The organism is Paenibacillus sp. FSL K6-1330 (genome assembly GCF_037976825.1).
Taxonomy (GTDB): domain Bacteria; phylum Bacillota; class Bacilli; order Paenibacillales; family Paenibacillaceae; genus Paenibacillus_AQ.
In genome coordinates, this window is sequence record NZ_CP150269.1 from 2,629,572 (window position 1) to 2,647,646 (window position 18,075).

The following is an 18,075-nucleotide window of genomic DNA, read 5'->3' on the forward strand; positions in this document are numbered from 1 at the left end:
ATGAGACATCCTCATTTCAGGGTTTTTTTCTAAATGGAAGTATGATTCCTGTTTCTTTACGGTAAGAATAGGTGGACATGCACCAAGCGGACGCAGCTGCTATATGATGTAAAAAACCCAGCAGCATATCAAGGAGGCGAGCCCATGACCAAGCGAACGTATATCTCCCGTTTTCATTATGGACAAGAGGACATCTCAGAACTTGAAAACGCTTCATTAAAAGTGCTTCATATTTTTGAGAAGACCAAACGGATGCTGAGCCAGTATGTGCCGGATTCCTTGTGGTTAGCTGCGTCTGGAACAAGCCCGGAATCTGCAGAATCCGTTAGCCATAGCGGTGCCGATGCTGTTGATATGTTTCAGAAATGGGTCAAAGCCCCCGGCGGATGGAAGTTCATTGGTTATGAAACCGATCGATTTCATGCGTCCACCGGGCAGAATATAGGACGAACGGGAAGATTTCTGCAGATGATCATCTGGTCACTCTATGAGAAAATCGTAATGCTGCATCCTTTCCTTGGCAGCGAGCCGTTTTTTGACGGGGAAGAGCTGGATGTGATCGCAAATTATTTTGTGCCTACGTATATCAGCGCCGTACCGTTGGTGGAACAAGGAAAAGCCTTTAAGACTATTCAGGCGGGCATCGTTCTATATCAGGAGCATATCCAGGCACCTGCCGTCATTATGCAATCGGATCGAGGCTTATTGGAGGGGAACTGGATGACCGGGGTGAACCTGGACGCGAAGGGATTTGCCGGGATTCGCCCTTATTTGAAAGTTCCTAGCGGCGAACGAGCCTATATGGAAGCCGATATTATATAGAGAGCAAGCCTCCTCATAACCTTGTTCGATGTGGACAGGGTTATTTGGCATTTTTATTTTAAATTTTAATGATTTATGTGAAATATATCACAAAAATTAATGCGATCAGACGATATAATTTATGTGAAAGCAACGGAATACCACGATCTAGATAAATGTGTTGGGGAGGAATCAATCGATGTCCAATATAAAGAGAGAAAAGTTAGTTGTCATCGGCAACGGTATTGCCGGGATTAGTACGGTCGAGCAAATCATTAAATTGGGTGGGAATTTTGACATCACCGTCATTGGACAGGAGCCTCATCCGAATTATAACCGCATCATGCTGTCGTATGTGTTGGAAGGCAGCAAAACCTTGAATGATATTGTATTGAATGATTGGAAATGGTACGAGGATAACCATATCACTCTGCACACGGATGCCACTGTAACTGCCATCGATGGGGAACGCAAGGTCGTGACCGCCGACAACGGATTGACTGTGCCTTATGACAAAGTCATGATAGCAACGGGCTCGAAGCCCTTTATTTTACCCGTGCCGGGCAGTGACAAAGAAGGCGTTATCGGTTTCCGAAACATTGCCGATTGCACGCAGATGCTTCAAGCCGCTAAGGCGTACAAGAAAGCGGCTGTCATTGGCGGGGGACTTCTGGGTCTGGAAGCTGCCAAGGGATTGGTTAGCCTGGGCATGGAGGTGACGGTGGTTCATCTCATGCAGGATTTGATGGAGAGCCAGTTGGATTCGATGGCATCCGGCATGCTGAAAAGGGAGCTTGAACAGCAGGGTATCAACTTCTTATTAGGCAAACAAACAACCGAAATATTGGGAGATACCAGAGTTACGGGACTCCGCTTCAAGGATGGGGATGAGCTTGATGCCGACCTGGTGGTCATGGCAGTGGGCATCAGAGCGAACACCGAGATCGCTAAAGCGAGCGGGATCGAAGTGAACCGGGGAATCGTCGTTAATGATTATCTTCAGACTTCCTGGCCGGATGTGTATGCGGTCGGCGAATGCTGCGAGCATCGGGGCGCGTGCTACGGCCTGGTTGCACCGTTGTTCGAGCAGGGACAGGTATTGGCGAAGCATCTATGCGGTGTGGAAGGCAAGCCTTACGAGGGAAGCATTGTATCGACGAAGTTGAAAATCAGCGGTGTGGATGTATTCTCTGCCGGAGAATTCATGGAGCAAGCCGAGCACTCGGTGATCACCGCAAAAGATGATTGGCGCAAGACCTATAAGAAAATATTAATTCGCGACAATATCATCGTTGGGGCGATATTGTTCGGAGATGTGAGCGATTCGGCAAGCCTTCAATCCATGATTCGGAAAAAGACAGCCATGACGGATGAGATTTACGATTCGATCATGGGTACTGACAGCGCAGGAACAGGAAATGGCAAGGCATTTTCACTGGAGAAGATGCCCGATGATGAAATCGTGTGCGGCTGCAACGGCGTAACCAAAAAAGCCATTGTGGATGCCATTACTCTACAGGGTTTTACGACAGTGGATGAGATTAAAGCTTGCACAGGAGCTACCCGCTCGTGTGGCGGCTGTAAACCTGTCGTGGAGCAAATACTCCAGAGCGTATTGGGCGATGGCTTTAAGGCGGCAGGCAAACAAGGCATATGCTCGTGCACAACGCTTGATCGGGACGAGATTGTCGCCGAAATCCGTGCCAAAGGACTCAAGACAACGAAAGAAGTCATGCATGTTCTAAACTTCAGCAATCCGGAAGGCTGCTCGAAATGCCGCCCGGCCATTCATTATTATCTGGCGATGCTGAACCCGGTAACCCATCAAGAAGAGAGGGAATCCCGTTTTGTCAACGAACGGATGAACGCCAACATTCAGAAAGACGGCACGTACACGGTCGTCCCAAGAATGTACGGCGGCGTTACCACACCGGAGGATTTGAAGAAAATCGCGGATGTATCGCTTAAATATAATGTGAAGGTTGTAAAGGTTACCGGCGGACAGCGTCTGGACCTCATCGGTGTTAAGAAGGAAGATTTACCGAGCGTTTGGGAAGAGCTCGATATGCCGTCGGGTTATGCTTATGCCAAATCGCTGCGGACCGTGAAGACCTGTGTAGGTTCCCAATTTTGCCGTTTCGGTACGCAGGATTCGATGGGCATGGGGGCATTCCTCGAGGAAAAATTCGAGAGACTGGATTTCCCGGCGAAATTTAAATTGGCGGTCAACGGGTGTCCGCGAAACTGTGCCGAGTCGTGCACGAAAGATATCGGGATCGTAGGCAATGACGGTGGATGGGAAATATTCGTTGGAGGCAACGGCGGAACGAAGGCACGTCTGGCTGATTCGTTCTGCAAAGTGAAAACGGATGAAGAGCTGGTCGAAATCTGTGGAGCCTTGATGCAGTATTACCGTGAAACCGGCAAGTACCTGGAGAGAACATCGGAGTGGGTAGAGCGCTTGGGACTGGAACAAATCCGAGCGGTTATCCTGGACGATACCAAGCAGCGTAAGGAACTGGTGGAGAGAATCGAGCTTGCCTTGCAGCAAGTCGAGGATCCGTGGAAGAAAGTGCTGAACGACGAGAAGCTGCGCAATACGTTATTTGAGGATGCAAAACCGGTCAGCAGCAAATAAAAGAGGGAGGAATCTACTTCCTCTTGCCGCCTGAACATGGAGAGTTTTTCGCAGTATGGATGGGGATAGAAAAGAGAAGTGGAGGTCGAATGTTATGGAAACTGGAAAATTTATTACGGTAGGGAATGAACATGATTTTCTATCACAGATCGGAAGGGTGGTCCAACTCGGAGATCGGGAGATTGCCGTCTTCCAGACTTCGGATCATCAATGGTTTGCGCTGGACAATCAAAGCCCTCATCCCAAAGGTGGGCCACTCTCGGAAGCCATTGTATCCGGGCACTACATCTACGATCCGTTATATGACTGGAAAATTGAGCTTTCAACCGGGCTCGTACAGGCTCCGGATAAGGGTCAGGTTCGTGTATACCCGATTCGCGCCGTGGACGGAAAGGTTGAGGTGGGTGTTTAAGGCCAGCAATCGCATAATAAACAGACGAAATCAAGGGGTGGTATCCCATGTTTAAAACAGATGTGGAAGCCGTTGTCAATGCCGCCGTCGGTAAAAAAGAGCAGATGAATCATAATCTGCTGCGCTATATGGTATCGGCTATGCTGGCCGGCGCGTATGTCGGCATAGGGATTGTATTAATCTTTAAGCTGGGGGCGCCGCTCGCAGCTGCCGGTTCACCTTTCCAATCCCTCGTCATGGGAGCTGCATTCGGGATCGCGCTCACGTTGGTGGTGTTCGCCGGGTCAGAGCTGTTTACTGGAAATCACATGTTTTTTACGATAAGCACATTATCCGGACGAACGACGATGGGGGATACGCTGAAAAACTGGGTACTCGTGTTTATCGGCAATCTGGCTGGAGCGATTCTGCTCAGCTATCTGGTGTATGCTTCCGGCCTGTTCAATGGCCTGCCGCCGGACCATCTCATCTTCACGGCTGCTGCCAAGAAAATGAATGATCCGTTTATGGAGCTGTTCTTCAGAGGCATCTTGTGTAACTGGCTTGTCTGTCTGGCCTTGTGGATGGGAATTCGGGCCAAGGGAGAAACGACAAAGCTGATCTTAATATGGTGGTGTCTGTTTGCCTTCATTGCAACAGGGTACGAGCATAGCGTAGCTAATATGACACTTCTGACGCTCGCGACGATTTTACCGGGGCATCCCGAAACCATTTCCATTAGTGGATGGATCAGCAACATGGTGCCGGTCACGCTGGGGAACATCCTTGGCGGCGGATTGTTTGTAGGGATGGCTTATTGGTTTATCTCGTCGGGAAAAGGGAGCAAGCAAAAGTAGGTTTTGTAGGCGACATCGATGAGAAGGAGCAGTTCCGTAAGCAGGTTTGCTCACTTGATAGACAGCCGAAAAGAAGGGGGTGTCCCAAAAGATCTTAGATCTGGCGGAATGCCCCCTTTTCCTGTGAGGAGACGCTCCGTGTACGAATCGATCCTCCCATCGCTGATATGAACGAGAACTGTCAAATAGCAGTTTGTAACTCCCTTGTTTTTCCCAATCCCCCTTTATACAAGAGAGGGTGTAAAAACTGAACTAGAAGGCAAAAGCTATCAACGGTGAGCAGTCTGATATCCGCGGGTTTTGTATACCGCATGTTTTCTCTCCGTCTGCAGAGAGTGCACCACGAACTGTTGTCGTGCGTCGTTTCCTTTGGAGGGATGGCACATAGCGATGGACGTGGATTCTCTCTTACGGCTTTTCCCTTTGCCTTCTAACTCAGTTTTTCATCTTCCACCTGTTTTTTTGGGGAACGGGATCACCTTGAATCAACCATTCTCACAATACGACTAGATTCCAATAGGAATGGTGATCACCTATTTATCCTTTTCTCTTCAAGTTCTCGGGCAATCGACCAAATAAATCCACTTAGTTCACGCGCCACGGCCACAACTGCTTTGCCACTAGGCTTACCCTTTGACAGCATTTTCGTGTATTTTCGATGTAGTCGATGCTGTGCCTTCCAGGATATGGCCTGAATTTCAGGAGATTTTCCTTGTTGACGTTTCTTTAACTCTCCTTGTAGCGCAGGTTTATAGCGGTAACTCCAAGCGGATTCGACCAATAAACGACGAAGGTGCGTATTCCCCGATTTCGTAATGTTTCCCTGCCATCGGCTTTGGCCACTTGAGTATTCCCTCGGCACCAAACCTGTGTACCCCATGAAAGCCTTCGCATTACCAAACCGGGTAAATGAACACACTTCCGCTACGATTCCTGTTGCTGTCGTTTCAGCTACTCCACGTAAGGTTTGAAGGGCTTGTATTAAGGGGGCGTGGTGCCCTTCCGTGGCTTCTTCGTGAATGGCTGCTTCCAAACGCTTCAGACGTTCTTCATTTTCATCCATCTGATGCAGCATTTCCTGCAGAACCAAACGTTGAGAAGCGGACTCGAATGGAATACGTCCTAACCATAACCGGTATTTAGCCGTCCAGCGGCGAAGTGGCTCTTTAGGTGCAATCTGATGACGAAGGAGAAACTTCCCGATCCGCTGCCGGATTCGAGCTCGGTCTTCCTTAACATCTTCACGCATTCGTACCAAATCACGAAGCGCTTCTTCCTCTGGAGTAGGTACATGCACACGTGTTAATTCACCTGCTCGAAGTAATTGTGCCAGACGCATCGAATCCCTACGATCCGTTTTACCCGTTCTCCTGGACGACTAGGCATAAGTGATGGGGCGATAACAATGCAGTCATATCCATGTGCAGTTAGCAAACGAACTAAAGGATATCCTGTTGGACCTGCCTCGTAACAAACGCTTAATTCATTGGGTTGGCCTAACTTCCTCAATACTTTCAAGATGTGATACTCGGTATGAGGAATCGTGCCCAAATACCGAGCGCCTTCTCTTCCTGGATCAGCTACAGATACAGCAATATTTTCCTTCGACACGTCTAAGCCTACGTATTTTATGGTATCCTTCATAGTACAGACTCTCCTTTGCAATTTAGCTCTGATTTTGGTTTTGGTTTAGCTTCTACTACACCATTATTCCCAAAATTAACCTAAGATGTTGCAATTACGGGGAGTCTGTCTCGTTCATGATAACTGTTGCCCCCAAATTTCTTGAAATGGTACTAGGCAAGGATGAAATTCGGGGGCAAAGGCGACCGCTCTCACTTGTCCGGAATCGTTTCGTCCTCTCCGCTACGTTGTGCGAAAACATACTCTAGACATACGAAAAGAAACCGTTTCTTGGTAAAATGGAAGTGCGACCCACCATCTACGAAAGGAACGATTTCTTTGTACATTCAATATACCATGGACCAACTTTATCTGCCAATGGACGGGGAGGATGACATTCCTCCTTATCATCTTGTTCGCATCGTCAATGAATCGGTCAACCGAAGTGGCAACAAGATATCAGCAAGCTAGACAACTGGCAGTACGACGAAGCAGAAGATACATGGACGTGTGCGGCTGGGCGAAAGCTGTGGTTTCGCTATGAAAGTAAGGAAACGATGGTAAGCGGATATGAAATACGAAAGGACACTACCGAAGCGTGAGCTGCGAAGGGTGTTCATGCAAAGCTGCTTGCACGAAAGCTCAAGGGAACCGGGAAATCAGCGTAAGTCTCAGGTATCTTCGTTACAAGCAGCAAGTGAGAGAGAAACTTCGAAGTGAGGAAGGCTATGCGTTGTCGGTGCGGCGAATGGTCGAACCGGAGAGTGGGTTTGGGCAGTTGAAGAATAACCGGGGATTCTGGCGATTTCTGCTTCGAGGACTGACGAAAGTGAGCCTAGAGGTCGGATGCCTTTCGCTTGCCATAATCTGCTCAAGCAAGAGGCAACGGACCGAAAAGCAAGAAATGGCGGTGCAAGGAGATAACATCCTGAGCACCGCCATTTCTTTATTTGACACATTTTTTAATCGGACGAACCGTCCGTCAAGTGAGCAAACCTACTTATGGAGACAGCTCCTTCTTTAACGATATACGAACGAGATGTTTTGGAGGCTTTACCTCCAAGCCAAGCAGATGAAGTGGAACCTAATGAGTAAACAAAGAAACCGTTCCATTGGTAAATGGTGAGTTGTCCTTCCATTTACCAAGAAACGGTTTCTTTTTGTGTACCTTGTCTTCCAAATCCTTTACCGATGTTCCACCAGGTCAATCGCACCAAGCACAATATGAGCCAGTCCGAAGCCGAGAATACCGGTTGCGGCAAGTTTATACTTGCTGCCAAGCAGAGCGGCACCCGAAGCAGAAACCACAGTTCCAAGAACAGCAGGAATCAATCCTTCACGCATGCTGAGCACTCCCTTTAATTTGGTTTGGAAAGACAAGGTTTATTGTAAGCAGATGACTGTATATTATGCACAGAAGGGAGAAGGCCGATTAAATCCGGCAGATTTCGTTCGGACACAGCTCGCAATGGCAGATTTCCTGCAGCATCGGAAGATCTTTAATGACAATCATTCCGCCGGCATATTCGATGGCATCTTTTTTGCGTAAGTCACTCAGCATCCGGTTCACGCTTTCGCGGGTGGCCCCAATCATGTTCGATAGATCGGTGTGGGTAATCTTCTTGTTGATGAGAATGGTATCATCCGCTTGATGCTGTCCGTAGGTGTTGCTCAGACGGATCAGTGTCGATGTTAAAGCACCGGGCTTACCGTACATCATGAGATCCCGGAATTTGGTCTGGGTGATGCGGTGGTGTATGCCCATCCACTTCATAAAATCAATGGCGAAGTCGCAATGCTGACAGATCAGCAGCTCCAGATCCTTGTGCTCAATGACACCGACAACGCTATCCTCCAGCACCTCTGCCGAGAAACTGTGATTGTTGCTGAAGAATGGATCGGCTTGCCCGACCATGTCTCCTGGATGGTACATATATAGAATGAGCTCTTTGCCTTCATCAGTCGATTTGGTTAATTTAATTCTTCCTTGTTTAACGTAGTACAGCTTGTCGGCAAAGTCGCCTTCCCAGAACAAATGGGATCCTTCAGGGAGTACCCTTTCCTTCATGCTGACCAGCAGACGGTTGCGGTTTTGTTCCGAGAAGCACTGCGTGTTCCCTAAGTTTTCGATTTCCATTACATGGTCTACAGTAGTATTCATGTTGGTATCCCCTAACATCCTAAAATTTGATCTGTTTAATCTTTAAATACATTATAACGTGAAAACATTCACTTTTGGGGGAGAATAAGAAGGAAATCGTGGCGAATTTTCAAACTTTGTGATCTCTTTCACTTAAAAGGAGGGAAAGACAGGCATAAATTACACAGAAAAGAAAAATATTTATATTGTGAAATATTTCACATGAATTTAGAGAAGGCTGTGTTACGATCAAAGCGTAGACGAGAAAGAAACATGAACCATGGGAGGATGAGAGATATGGCTGTGAGCAAAGGAACGGTTGAAGTTAAAGGACAAACAGCATCGGAGTACATTCAAGGGCTGATTGACAAGGCGAATCGAGCCAAAGAAAAGTTTATGGAATTGAATCAGGAACAGGTCGACGGGATTGTACAGGCGATGGCCATGGCAGGCCTTGAGAAGCACATGCAGCTGGCAAAGATGGCGGTTGAGGAAACGGGACGCGGCGTGTACGAAGACAAGATTATCAAGAACCTGTTCGCCACAGAGTATATCCACAACAGCATCAAGTATGACAAAACGGTAGGTATTATTGAAGACAACGCCTATGACAGCTTTCAAAAAATAGCAGAGCCGATTGGGATTATCATGGGGATAACACCGGTAACCAATCCGACCTCCACAACGATATTCAAGGCGCTGATCTCCATTAAAACAAGAAACCCGATCATCTTCGGATTCCATCCATCCGCGCAGGCATGCAGCCGGGAAGCCGCGCTGATACTGCGGGATGCCGCCGTGAAACAAGGTGCTCCTGCCGATTGCATCCAGTGGATCGAAGCTCCTTCCATGGATAAAACCAATGCACTCATGAATCATCCTGACGTCGCCTGCATTCTGGCCACGGGCGGTTCGGCAATGGTCAAAGCGGCATACAGCTGCGGCAAGCCGGCCCTCGGCGTAGGACCAGGTAACGTGCCTTGCTTTATAGAGAAGAGCGCGGACCTGGATCAAGCAGTGAACGATTTGATTTTATCGAAGACCTTTGATAACGGCATGATCTGCGCTTCGGAGCAGGCTGTCATTATCGAAGAGCCTATCTATCATACAGTGAAGAAAAAAATGATTGCCAGCGGCTGTTATTTCGTCAACAAGGAAGAGCTGGCGAAACTGACTGCGCATGCGATGGTATCGGAGAAATGTGCGGTTAATCCGTCCATCGTCGGAAAGCCGGCAGCTAAGATTGCCGAGGCTTGCGGTTTCGAGGTACCGGAAAGCACCAAGATCCTGATTGCCGAGCTGGAAGGGGTCGGTCCGGCTTACCCGCTGTCTGCCGAGAAACTGAGTCCGGTTCTGGCCTGTTATAAGGTGAAGGATGCGGAGGAAGGCATAACACGCGCTGAAGAGATGGTTGCTTTTGGCGGCATGGGCCACTCGTCGGTGATCCACTCGCACAATGAAGACATTATTATGAAATTCTCGGATCGGATGAAAACCTGCCGCATCCTGGTGAACCAGCCTTCTTCGCAAGGCGGTATCGGGGATATCTACAACACGAACCTGCCATCGCTGACGCTGGGTTGCGGCTCGTATGGACGTAATTCCACATCGTCGAACGTGACGGCTGTCAATCTAATCAACGTGAAAAGGGTGAACCGCAGAACCGTGAATATGCAGTGGTTTAAAGTACCGGACAAAATTTACTTTGAAAAAGGCTCCACGCAGTATCTTGCAAAAATGCCGGAAATCACCCGTGTTGCGATCGTTACCGACCCCATGATGGTGAAGCTGGGTTATGTGGAGCGGGTAGAGCATTATCTGCGTCAGCGCAGAGTGCCAGTGGCCATCGAGGTCTTCTCGGAGGTAGAGCCGGATCCTTCAACAACGACAGTAGAACGCGGAACGGAGATGCTTGCTAGGTTCCAGCCGGACTGCATTATCGCCCTCGGCGGCGGATCGCCAATGGATGCAGCGAAAGCGATGTGGCTGTTCTATGAATACCCGGATACGGACTTTAACAATCTGAAGCAAAAATTTATGGATATCCGCAAGCGGGTCTATAAATATCCGAAGCTTGGACGGAAAGCGAAATTCGTTGCCATTCCAACAACGTCGGGAACTGGCTCGGAAGTGACTTCGTTTGCCGTCATCACGGACAAAGGGCTGGGGAATACCAAGTACCCGCTGGCTGATTATGAGCTGACACCGGATGTGGCGATTATCGATCCGGAATTTGTATACACGTTGCCTAAAACAGCGGTAGCCGATACCGGTATGGACGTTCTGACACATGCTATTGAAGCCTACGTATCGGTGATGGCCAGCGATTATACGGATGGGCTTGCCATCAAAGCCATACAGCTCGTGTTCCAATATCTTGAGCAGTCGGCGCTTACCGGTGACAAACTCGCCCGCGAGAAAATGCATAATGCTTCGACGCTTGCCGGCATGGCTTTTGCGAATGCGTTCCTTGGCATCAACCACAGTCTTGCGCATAAGTGGGGCGGCCAGTATCATACGGCACACGGACGCACCAATGCGATCCTGATGCCTCACGTCATTCGTTACAACGCCAAGAAGCCAACAAAATTCGCGGCATGGCCTAAATATACCCATTTTGTGGCTGATGAGAGATATGCTGAAATCGCACGGATTCTCGGGCTGCCGGCAAGAACAACGGAAGAGGGCGTAAACAGTCTGATTGGCGCGATCCGGGAGCTGAACAGCAAGCTCGGTATCGAGGAGTCGTTCCAGCAGCTTGGCATCGATCCTAAAGATTTCGAGAAGAATGTTGAGCATTTGGCGGACCGGGCTTTTGAAGACCAGTGCACAACGAGCAATCCGAAGCTGCCGCTGGTGACAGAGCTCGCAGAAGTTTACCGCAACGCATTCTACGGTCGGTTCTAAATAGGATAGGCTCTGAATGCCGATCATGAAGATCCGGGAATATGTTGAGGTAAGTGATGCAAGACAGACTCGGAGTGATAAAAATCACGGAAAAAGATAACTTTGTGATTAATATCACAGATGCGAGGGATCAACAGGACTACAATAAAGGTGTAGCAAGAAGCTGAATCTCAGGTCTTTGATAAAGAAGCTTGAAGGTACAAGGCGGGGTAGTGGCATCATTGATCGTGAAAATAATCACATTTAAAGATCTGAGATAGATCAAGGTGTGGCCTCGCCTGTCCTTGCAAGCCCCAGCAAATCTAGGAGGGATTCAATATGTCGGTGATTGAAAAAGAAACAGGCTGGAAAGGTTTTAAATCAGGTAAATGGACCAAGCAAATTGACGTTAATGATTTTATTGCAGAGAACATTACTCCCTATTATGGCTCTGATGAATTTTTGGCAGGACCCACGGATAACACCAAAGCATTGTGGGATATCGTATCGGATTTAACCAAGAGAGAACGGGACAACGGTGGGGTACTGGACGTGGATGTCCATACACCTTCAACCATCACTTCTCATCAACCTGGCTATTTGGATAAGGATAAAGAACAGATTGTCGGCGTTCAGACCGATGAGCCGTTCAAGCGTTCGATCCAGCCTTTTGGCGGGATCCGGATGATGATTGATGCGTGCAACGCATACGGCTTTGAAATGCCGCAGGCCGTTGTAGATATCTTTAACGGCATACGCAAAACGCATAACCAAGGCGTGTTTGATGCCTATACTCCAGAGATGAGAGCAGCGCGCAAGGCCGGGATTATTACGGGACTTCCCGATGCGTACGGTCGCGGACGTATCATTGGTGACTATCGCAGAATATCGCTATACGGTGTAGATGCTCTTATTCAGGACAAATTGAGAGAACTCGGTGAGCTTGAAGTGGATGCTATGGATGAGCCGGTTATTCGTTTGCGGGAAGAATTGTCTGAGCAAATGCGGGCCCTCAAGGAACTGAAGGAAATGGCGGGTATGCACGGTTTTGACATTTCCAAACCTGCAAATACGGCGAAGGAAGCATTCCAATGGTTGTATTTCGGTTATTTGGCCGCGATCAAGGAGCAGAACGGTGCTGCGATGTCGCTTGGCCGGGTATCTTCTTTCCTTGATATTTATATTCAACGGGATCTGGCTGAAGGCAAGCTAACGGAAGAAACAGCTCAGGAACTGGTCGACCATTTCGTTATGAAACTTCGGATCGTGAAATTCCTGCGTACGCCGGATTATAACGAGCTGTTCAGCGGGGATCCAACGTGGGTAACGGAATCCATCGGCGGCATGTCGATAAACGGTGAGACGAGAGTGACCAAGAACAGCTTCCGTTTCCTGCATACCTTGTATAATTTGGGGCCTGCTCCAGAACCGAACTTGACGGTGTTATGGTCGGAGAAGCTGCCGGAAGCCTTCAAAAAATATTGTTCGAAAGTTTCCATCGAAACCAGCTCGATTCAATACGAGAATGATGATCTCATGCGTCCGATTTACGGAGACGATTACGGCATCGCCTGCTGCGTATCCGCCATGCGCATCGGGAAACAGATGCAGTTCTTCGGAGCCAGAGCAAACCTTGCCAAAGCGTTGCTCTATGCGATCAACGGTGGTAAGGATGAGAAATCAGGCGCCCAAGTTGGACCGGAATATCCGGCTATCGCTGCCGAGGTCCTGAGTTATGATGAAGTCATGAAGCGATTCAAGCCGATGATGGAATGGCTCGCGAAGCTCTATATGAATACACTTAACGTTATCCATTACATGCATGACAAATACAGCTATGAACGGATTGAGATGGCGCTTCACGACCGGGATATCCTGCGCACGATGGCATGCGGCATCGCAGGCCTGTCCGTAGCAGCGGATTCACTGAGTGCAATTAAATATGCAAAGGTGAAGCCGGTACGCAATGAGCAAGGAATTGCAGTGGATTTTGAAATCGAAGGCGAGTTCCCTTGCTATGGCAACAACGATGATCGCGTGGATAGCATCGCCGTTGAATTGGTCGAGACCTTCATGAGCATGATTCGCAAGAACAAGGCTTACCGTGACGCAATGCCGACCCAATCGGTGCTCACGATTACGTCGAACGTCGTATACGGCAAGAAAACAGGAACCACGCCGGATGGACGTAAGGCAGGCGAGCCGTTTGCGCCGGGCGCAAATCCGATGCACGGACGCGATAAGAAGGGAGCTCTCGCTTCGCTGACTTCCGTGGCCAAGCTGCCTTATGAGGATAGTCTTGACGGCATCTCGAACACGTTCTCGATCGTGCCGAAAGCCCTTGGTAAAGAAAGTGATATCCGTGTGAACAATCTGGTTGCGATGTTGGACGGTTATTTTGGCAGCAAGGCACACCATCTGAACGTCAACGTATTTGACCGGGAGCAGTTGATCGATGCGATGGAGCATCCGGAGAATTATCCGCAGTTAACGATTCGGGTATCCGGTTATGCAGTTAACTTCGTCAAACTGACGCGTGAGCAGCAGCTCGATGTCATTAACCGTACGTTCCACGGATCGATGTAAGGATGGAAGACAACCCTAGCGGATACAGAAAGGATGACGCACCATGCTAAAAGGTCATGTACACTCCATAGAAACGTTCGGAACGGTGGACGGTCCGGGTATCCGCTTTGTGCTCTTCATGCAGGGCTGTCTCTTGAAGTGTCAATACTGCCATAATCCGGATACCTGGGGACTGCATGAAGGACGCGAGATGACGGTGGAGGACGTGCTGGCTGAGATTGAACCTTATCTGAGCTACTACCGTTCATCGGGCGGCGGGTTAACCGTCTCCGGTGGTGAGCCGACATTGCAGTATCCCTTTGTCACGGAGCTGTTCAAGGAAGTGAAGCGCCGCTGGAATTTGCATACGACGCTGGACAGCAACGGCTATAATGAACCGGAGAAAATCTCGGAATTGCTGGAGTTTACCGACTTGGTGCTGCTTGATCTGAAGCATATCAACGACGAGAAGCATATCAAGCTCACTGGGAAGTCGAACGAAAGGACGTTAAAGACGGCCCGCTGGCTGTCTGACCATGATCGGAACATGTGGGTCCGCCACGTCTATGTGCCGGGCATCCATGACAGCGAAGAAGACTTGATTGCGCTCGGTCAATTTATTCGGACACTGCACGGCGTCGAGAAATTCGAAATCTTGCCTTACCATCAGATGGGCGTTTACAAATGGAAGGAGCTCGGCATGGCTTATCCATTGGAGGGCGTACCTTCACCTTCCGAGGAAGAAGTGGCACGCGCTTACCGATTGATTGGTGAGATACCTAAGAAAATAGAGATAGTCCAGAGCTAATAGATTTCTAATTAATTTCGTATATGCGTTACGATTACTGACAACAACCTTTCCCCATATGGAAAGGTTGTTGTTTTTTTGTAGAGGATTTTATCCCTTGGCAAGAAAAATATCGGCCTATCGAAAAATGGAATCGCTTTCTATAATGAAGATGTGAGGAAAACGCCTATCAAATAAACAAACACTTCGGGAGGGTCAAAGACAATGAAGAAAAAGGGTCTGGCATTATTAATGTCGCTTCTGTTCGTCTCATCCACGCTTTTGTCTGCATGCGGCGGCGGTGACAAGGCAGCAGAAAAACCGTCAGGTGGTTCGGAAGGAACGGTCAGCAATGAGCCGTTTGAAATCACCATTCGCCATACGCAAGTAGGTGAATCCAAGAAGTTTCGTCTGGCAATGCTGAACGATGTTGTTAGTAAGACCGAAGAAGCGGTGCCCGGGCTTAAAATCAAGCTGGACGCTGTAGACTCTGAAGTGAACCGGAAAGAGAAACTGAGAGGCGAGATGGCAGCCGGTAAGCCGCCGGAAGTATTCGATGTGTTCGGCAGCCCGGATGCAGGCGTATATTCCAAAGAAGGCCTGATGCTTGATTTGACCCCAATTTTGGAAGAGCTAGGCATTAAAGATAAATTTTCTACGCTGGACCCGTTTACACATGACGGCAAGATCTACGGATTGCCGATTGGCATTTCCATTGAGGGTATTTTCTATAACAAGGATTACTTCACCCAAAAAGGTTTGAATGTTCCTAAAACATTGGCTGAATTGGAGCAAATTGCCGAAACGATCAAAGCCGACGGGAAGATTCCTTTTGCCCAATCCTCCAAGGATGCTTGGATTCCGCTCATGACCACGAACAACCTGTGGAGCTATTACGCAGGGCCAGAGGTTACTTACGGCTTCAAAACCGGGGAAACCAAATGGACCGATCCAAAAGTCGTGGAAGGTGTGAAGAAGCACCAGGAATGGGTTGAGAAGGGATACTTCAAAAAAGGCGAGCTCGGCTTCGAATATGCGGATATGAGAAACCAAATGATCACTGGCGAAGCCATCATGATGATGGACGGATCGTGGGCAAACTCCGTATTTAGAGATCCGGCTCAAGCAGGTGATTTGGTAAATAAGGTCGGATACTTCAACCTGCCTCCGGTTAATGAAGGCGACCCTGTCATCGTCATGCAGGACGCAAACAACGGATATGGGTTCTCGGCAGCGGTAGCAGAAGATCCTCGTAAACTTCAAGCGGTTAAAGAATTCATTAAAAATATGTGGACAGATGAAATGCAGCTGCGCGGTCTGAAAGAAGACGGTGTACTGCCGGCAATGAAGATGGAGCTGGCAACAATGAACTCCACTTCGGATGATCCGCTTATGCAGGACATTTTCAAAGGCGTCAGTGAGATCAGCAAGTCCTTCCCTGCCTTCGATGGCCTTGTTCAAGCAGATGTGAACACCGCACTGAGCATGGGCATTCAGCAGGTCATTGGCGGCGAGCTTGATGCCGAGAAGATGCTGGAGAATGTGCAAGCAGCGCAAGAAGCGGCCAATGCTTCAGAGGAGTAACTAAAATTCTAGACGAAAGGGCGCCACCCGCTGCGGTACATGGGGGTGCCCTTTTGCCTAAACAACATCAGACATAAATACGGAGGTTACCATGAACAAAGCGCTGAGAAATCCTCTGATTTACATCGTTTTTGTGCTGCCGGCATTCTTATTGTTTCTGGCTTTTTTCATATACCCGATCTTTACTGCGTTTGACAACAGCTTTACGAGCTGGAACGGCATCTCCAAAGATGTGAAGTACATTGGGCTCGATAACTATGTGACAGCCTTGAATGATAATGCTTTTTGGAAGGCTGTCAGGAACAATGTTTATTTCATTCTCTTTTCCTGTTTGATCCAGGTTCCGACGATCGTATTTTTCTCCCTGTTAATCGCAAACGTGAAGCGTTTGAAGGGGCTTTATAAAACCGCGGTTTTTGCACCATCCATCATGTCGACGGCTGTGATCGGCATTTTATGGGGATTCATTTACAACCCGGACTTTGGCCTGATGAATGAGATTTTAGGGCTGGTTGGAATTGAACCCATCTACTGGTTATCGGATAGCAAATGGGCCATGATTGCCATCCTGATCACGAATGCGTGGCAATGGACTGGCTTTTACATCGTGATGGTTCTTGCCGCAATTCTATCCATACCCAAAGAGCTGGATGAGGCTGCGGCAATTGATGGCGCGACAGGGGTCCAAAGAGCAACCAAAATCACGCTTCCATTAATTATGCCAATTATCTCTGTTGTGATCATGCTTTCGATCGCGGGAGCCATGAAAGCGGCGGACATTATTCTGGTTATGACCAAGGGCGGGCCGGCCGGCTCAACCGACGTTATGGCGACATATATGATTCGATATGCGATTACGAGCTTCAAGCATGGCTTTGGCAACTCGATCGCCGTGCTGATCTTCCTCTTCACGATTATCGTAACGGTGCTCTACCAGGTGCTGGTCGCAAGACGCAACGAAAGGATTGAATACTGATGAGAGCAATAAAGAAACTGATCCCGCACATTTTTCTGATGGCTTACTTGCTCGTCATACTATATCCTTTCCTGTTCGTCCTGTTCTCTTCGGTGAAGGTGGATAACCAGTCTATTGCAACGAACCCTTTTGGTTTGCCAAGCACGCTGATATTTGATAACTATGTTAACGCATGGGTGAACGCCAAGATTAGCACGTATTTCTGGAACAGCTTATACATCGGCGTGCTGTCAGCCTGCTTGTCGATTCTGTTTGCAGCGATGCTGGCCTTTGCCGTGACGCGGATGAGATATAACCGGATTAGCGCCATCGTCTTTCAATGTATTTTGATAGGCATGCTGATTCCGAATAACTCTCTCATGCTGCCGATATATGGCATCATGAGGCAGTTGGATATTTTGAACACGCACATGGCCCTGATTCTACCGTATGTTGCCAATGCCATCCCGTTCTCGGTTATTATACTGGCTGCCTTCATGCGGTCGCTGCCCGGTGAAATCGAGGAGGCTGCGGTTATTGATGGATTGAGGTCCGGAGGGTTGTTTGCTAGAATTATCTTACCTCTGACTGTTCCGGCTATCGTTACCGTATTTATTATCAATTTCCTGGGTAACTGGAACGAATTCTTGCTTGCTAACTACTTCCTATCGAATGATGAATTGAGAACGCTGCCTGTCGGCATGGTCGGTTTCAGGGACGCCTACAATATGAACTACGCACAAATGTCTGCGGGTATCATATTCAGCGTGCTGCCGGTCCTTATCATTTATGCCGTTCTGCAAGAGAAGATCATTGAAGGCGTCACCGCAGGAAGCGTCAAGGGGTAA

The 18,075-nt window shown here is 48.5% G+C and carries 15 protein-coding genes; 11 read left to right on the plus strand and 4 right to left on the minus strand.

Annotation, left to right across the window (positions count from 1 at the left end; all coding sequences use genetic code 11):
- Window positions 1–144: 144 nt before the first annotated feature.
- From NYE54_RS11820 to NYE54_RS11835, 4 genes are all read left to right on the plus strand, one after another.
- Window positions 145–822 carry a hypothetical protein gene (locus NYE54_RS11820; protein WP_339272085.1) on the plus strand — a complete coding sequence of 226 codons (678 nt, stop codon included), beginning with the start codon at window positions 145–147 and terminating at the stop codon, window positions 820–822.
- 178 nt (window positions 823–1,000) lie between these two features.
- Window positions 1,001–3,439, plus strand: coding sequence for a nitrite reductase large subunit NirB (gene nirB, locus NYE54_RS11825; RefSeq protein ID WP_339272086.1), 2,439 nt, complete (start codon window positions 1,001–1,003; stop codon window positions 3,437–3,439).
- A 94-nt stretch (window positions 3,440–3,533) separates the two neighbouring features.
- On the plus strand, window positions 3,534–3,851 hold the full coding sequence (gene nirD, locus NYE54_RS11830) for a nitrite reductase small subunit NirD (protein WP_339272087.1): 318 nt from the start codon (window positions 3,534–3,536) through the stop codon (window positions 3,849–3,851).
- Window positions 3,852–3,898: 47 nt separating this feature from the next.
- Window positions 3,899–4,687 (plus strand): formate/nitrite transporter family protein, encoded by a 789-nt coding sequence (locus NYE54_RS11835; protein ID WP_339272088.1) that lies wholly within the window; start codon window positions 3,899–3,901, stop codon window positions 4,685–4,687.
- 529 nt (window positions 4,688–5,216) lie between these two features.
- Here NYE54_RS11835 and NYE54_RS11840 read toward each other — a convergent pair.
- A complete protein-coding gene (locus NYE54_RS11840; protein WP_339272089.1) occupies window positions 5,217–6,026 on the minus strand; it encodes an IS110 family transposase in 810 nt (269 codons plus the stop codon).
- Window positions 5,990–6,331, minus strand: coding sequence for a transposase (locus NYE54_RS11845; RefSeq protein ID WP_339272090.1), 342 nt, complete (start codon window positions 6,329–6,331; stop codon window positions 5,990–5,992). The genes NYE54_RS11840 and NYE54_RS11845 overlap by 37 nt, the downstream gene beginning before the upstream one ends.
- A 577-nt stretch (window positions 6,332–6,908) precedes the next feature.
- On the opposite strand from NYE54_RS11845, the gene NYE54_RS11850 reads away from it, so the two are divergent.
- Window positions 6,909–7,334, plus strand: a complete 426-nt coding sequence (locus tag NYE54_RS11850; RefSeq protein ID WP_339272091.1) for a transposase — start codon at window positions 6,909–6,911, stop codon at window positions 7,332–7,334.
- A gap of 161 nt (window positions 7,335–7,495) precedes the next feature.
- Here NYE54_RS11850 and NYE54_RS11855 read toward each other — a convergent pair whose 3' ends face one another.
- Both NYE54_RS11855 and NYE54_RS11860 read right to left on the minus strand, forming a co-directional pair.
- The gene (locus tag NYE54_RS11855; RefSeq protein WP_071223816.1) at window positions 7,496–7,654 is read right to left on the minus strand and encodes an asparagine synthase; all 159 of its coding nucleotides are present in this window, start codon (window positions 7,652–7,654) and stop codon (window positions 7,496–7,498) included.
- Window positions 7,655–7,742: 88 nt separating this feature from the next.
- Window positions 7,743–8,471, minus strand: coding sequence for a Crp/Fnr family transcriptional regulator (locus NYE54_RS11860; protein ID WP_098742928.1), 729 nt, complete (start codon window positions 8,469–8,471; stop codon window positions 7,743–7,745).
- Window positions 8,472–8,747: 276 nt separating this feature from the next.
- Here NYE54_RS11860 and adhE point away from each other — a divergent pair, with 276 nt between their 5' ends.
- The 6 genes from adhE (at window position 8,748) to NYE54_RS11890 (ending at window position 18,075) form a co-directional block, all read left to right on the plus strand.
- A complete protein-coding gene (gene adhE / locus NYE54_RS11865) occupies window positions 8,748–11,357 on the plus strand; it encodes a bifunctional acetaldehyde-CoA/alcohol dehydrogenase (protein ID WP_076320847.1) in 2,610 nt (869 codons plus the stop codon).
- Window positions 11,358–11,675: 318 nt separating this feature from the next.
- The gene (gene pflB / locus NYE54_RS11870; protein WP_339272092.1) at window positions 11,676–13,922 is read left to right on the plus strand and encodes a formate C-acetyltransferase; all 2,247 of its coding nucleotides are present in this window, start codon (window positions 11,676–11,678) and stop codon (window positions 13,920–13,922) included.
- Between the two features lie 43 nt (window positions 13,923–13,965).
- Window positions 13,966–14,709, plus strand: coding sequence for a pyruvate formate-lyase-activating protein (pflA, locus tag NYE54_RS11875; protein WP_339272093.1), 744 nt, complete (start codon window positions 13,966–13,968; stop codon window positions 14,707–14,709).
- A gap of 204 nt (window positions 14,710–14,913) precedes the next feature.
- Entirely contained in the window at window positions 14,914–16,272 is a 1,359-nt protein-coding gene (locus NYE54_RS11880) for an extracellular solute-binding protein (RefSeq protein WP_076320850.1), read from the plus strand.
- 91 nt (window positions 16,273–16,363) lie between these two features.
- Complete coding sequence (locus NYE54_RS11885; protein WP_339272094.1) at window positions 16,364–17,248, plus strand: sugar ABC transporter permease; 885 nt, start codon at window positions 16,364–16,366, stop codon at window positions 17,246–17,248.
- Entirely contained in the window at window positions 17,248–18,075 is an 828-nt protein-coding gene (locus NYE54_RS11890) for a carbohydrate ABC transporter permease (RefSeq protein WP_076320852.1), read from the plus strand. Before NYE54_RS11885 ends, NYE54_RS11890 begins: the two co-directional genes overlap by 1 nt.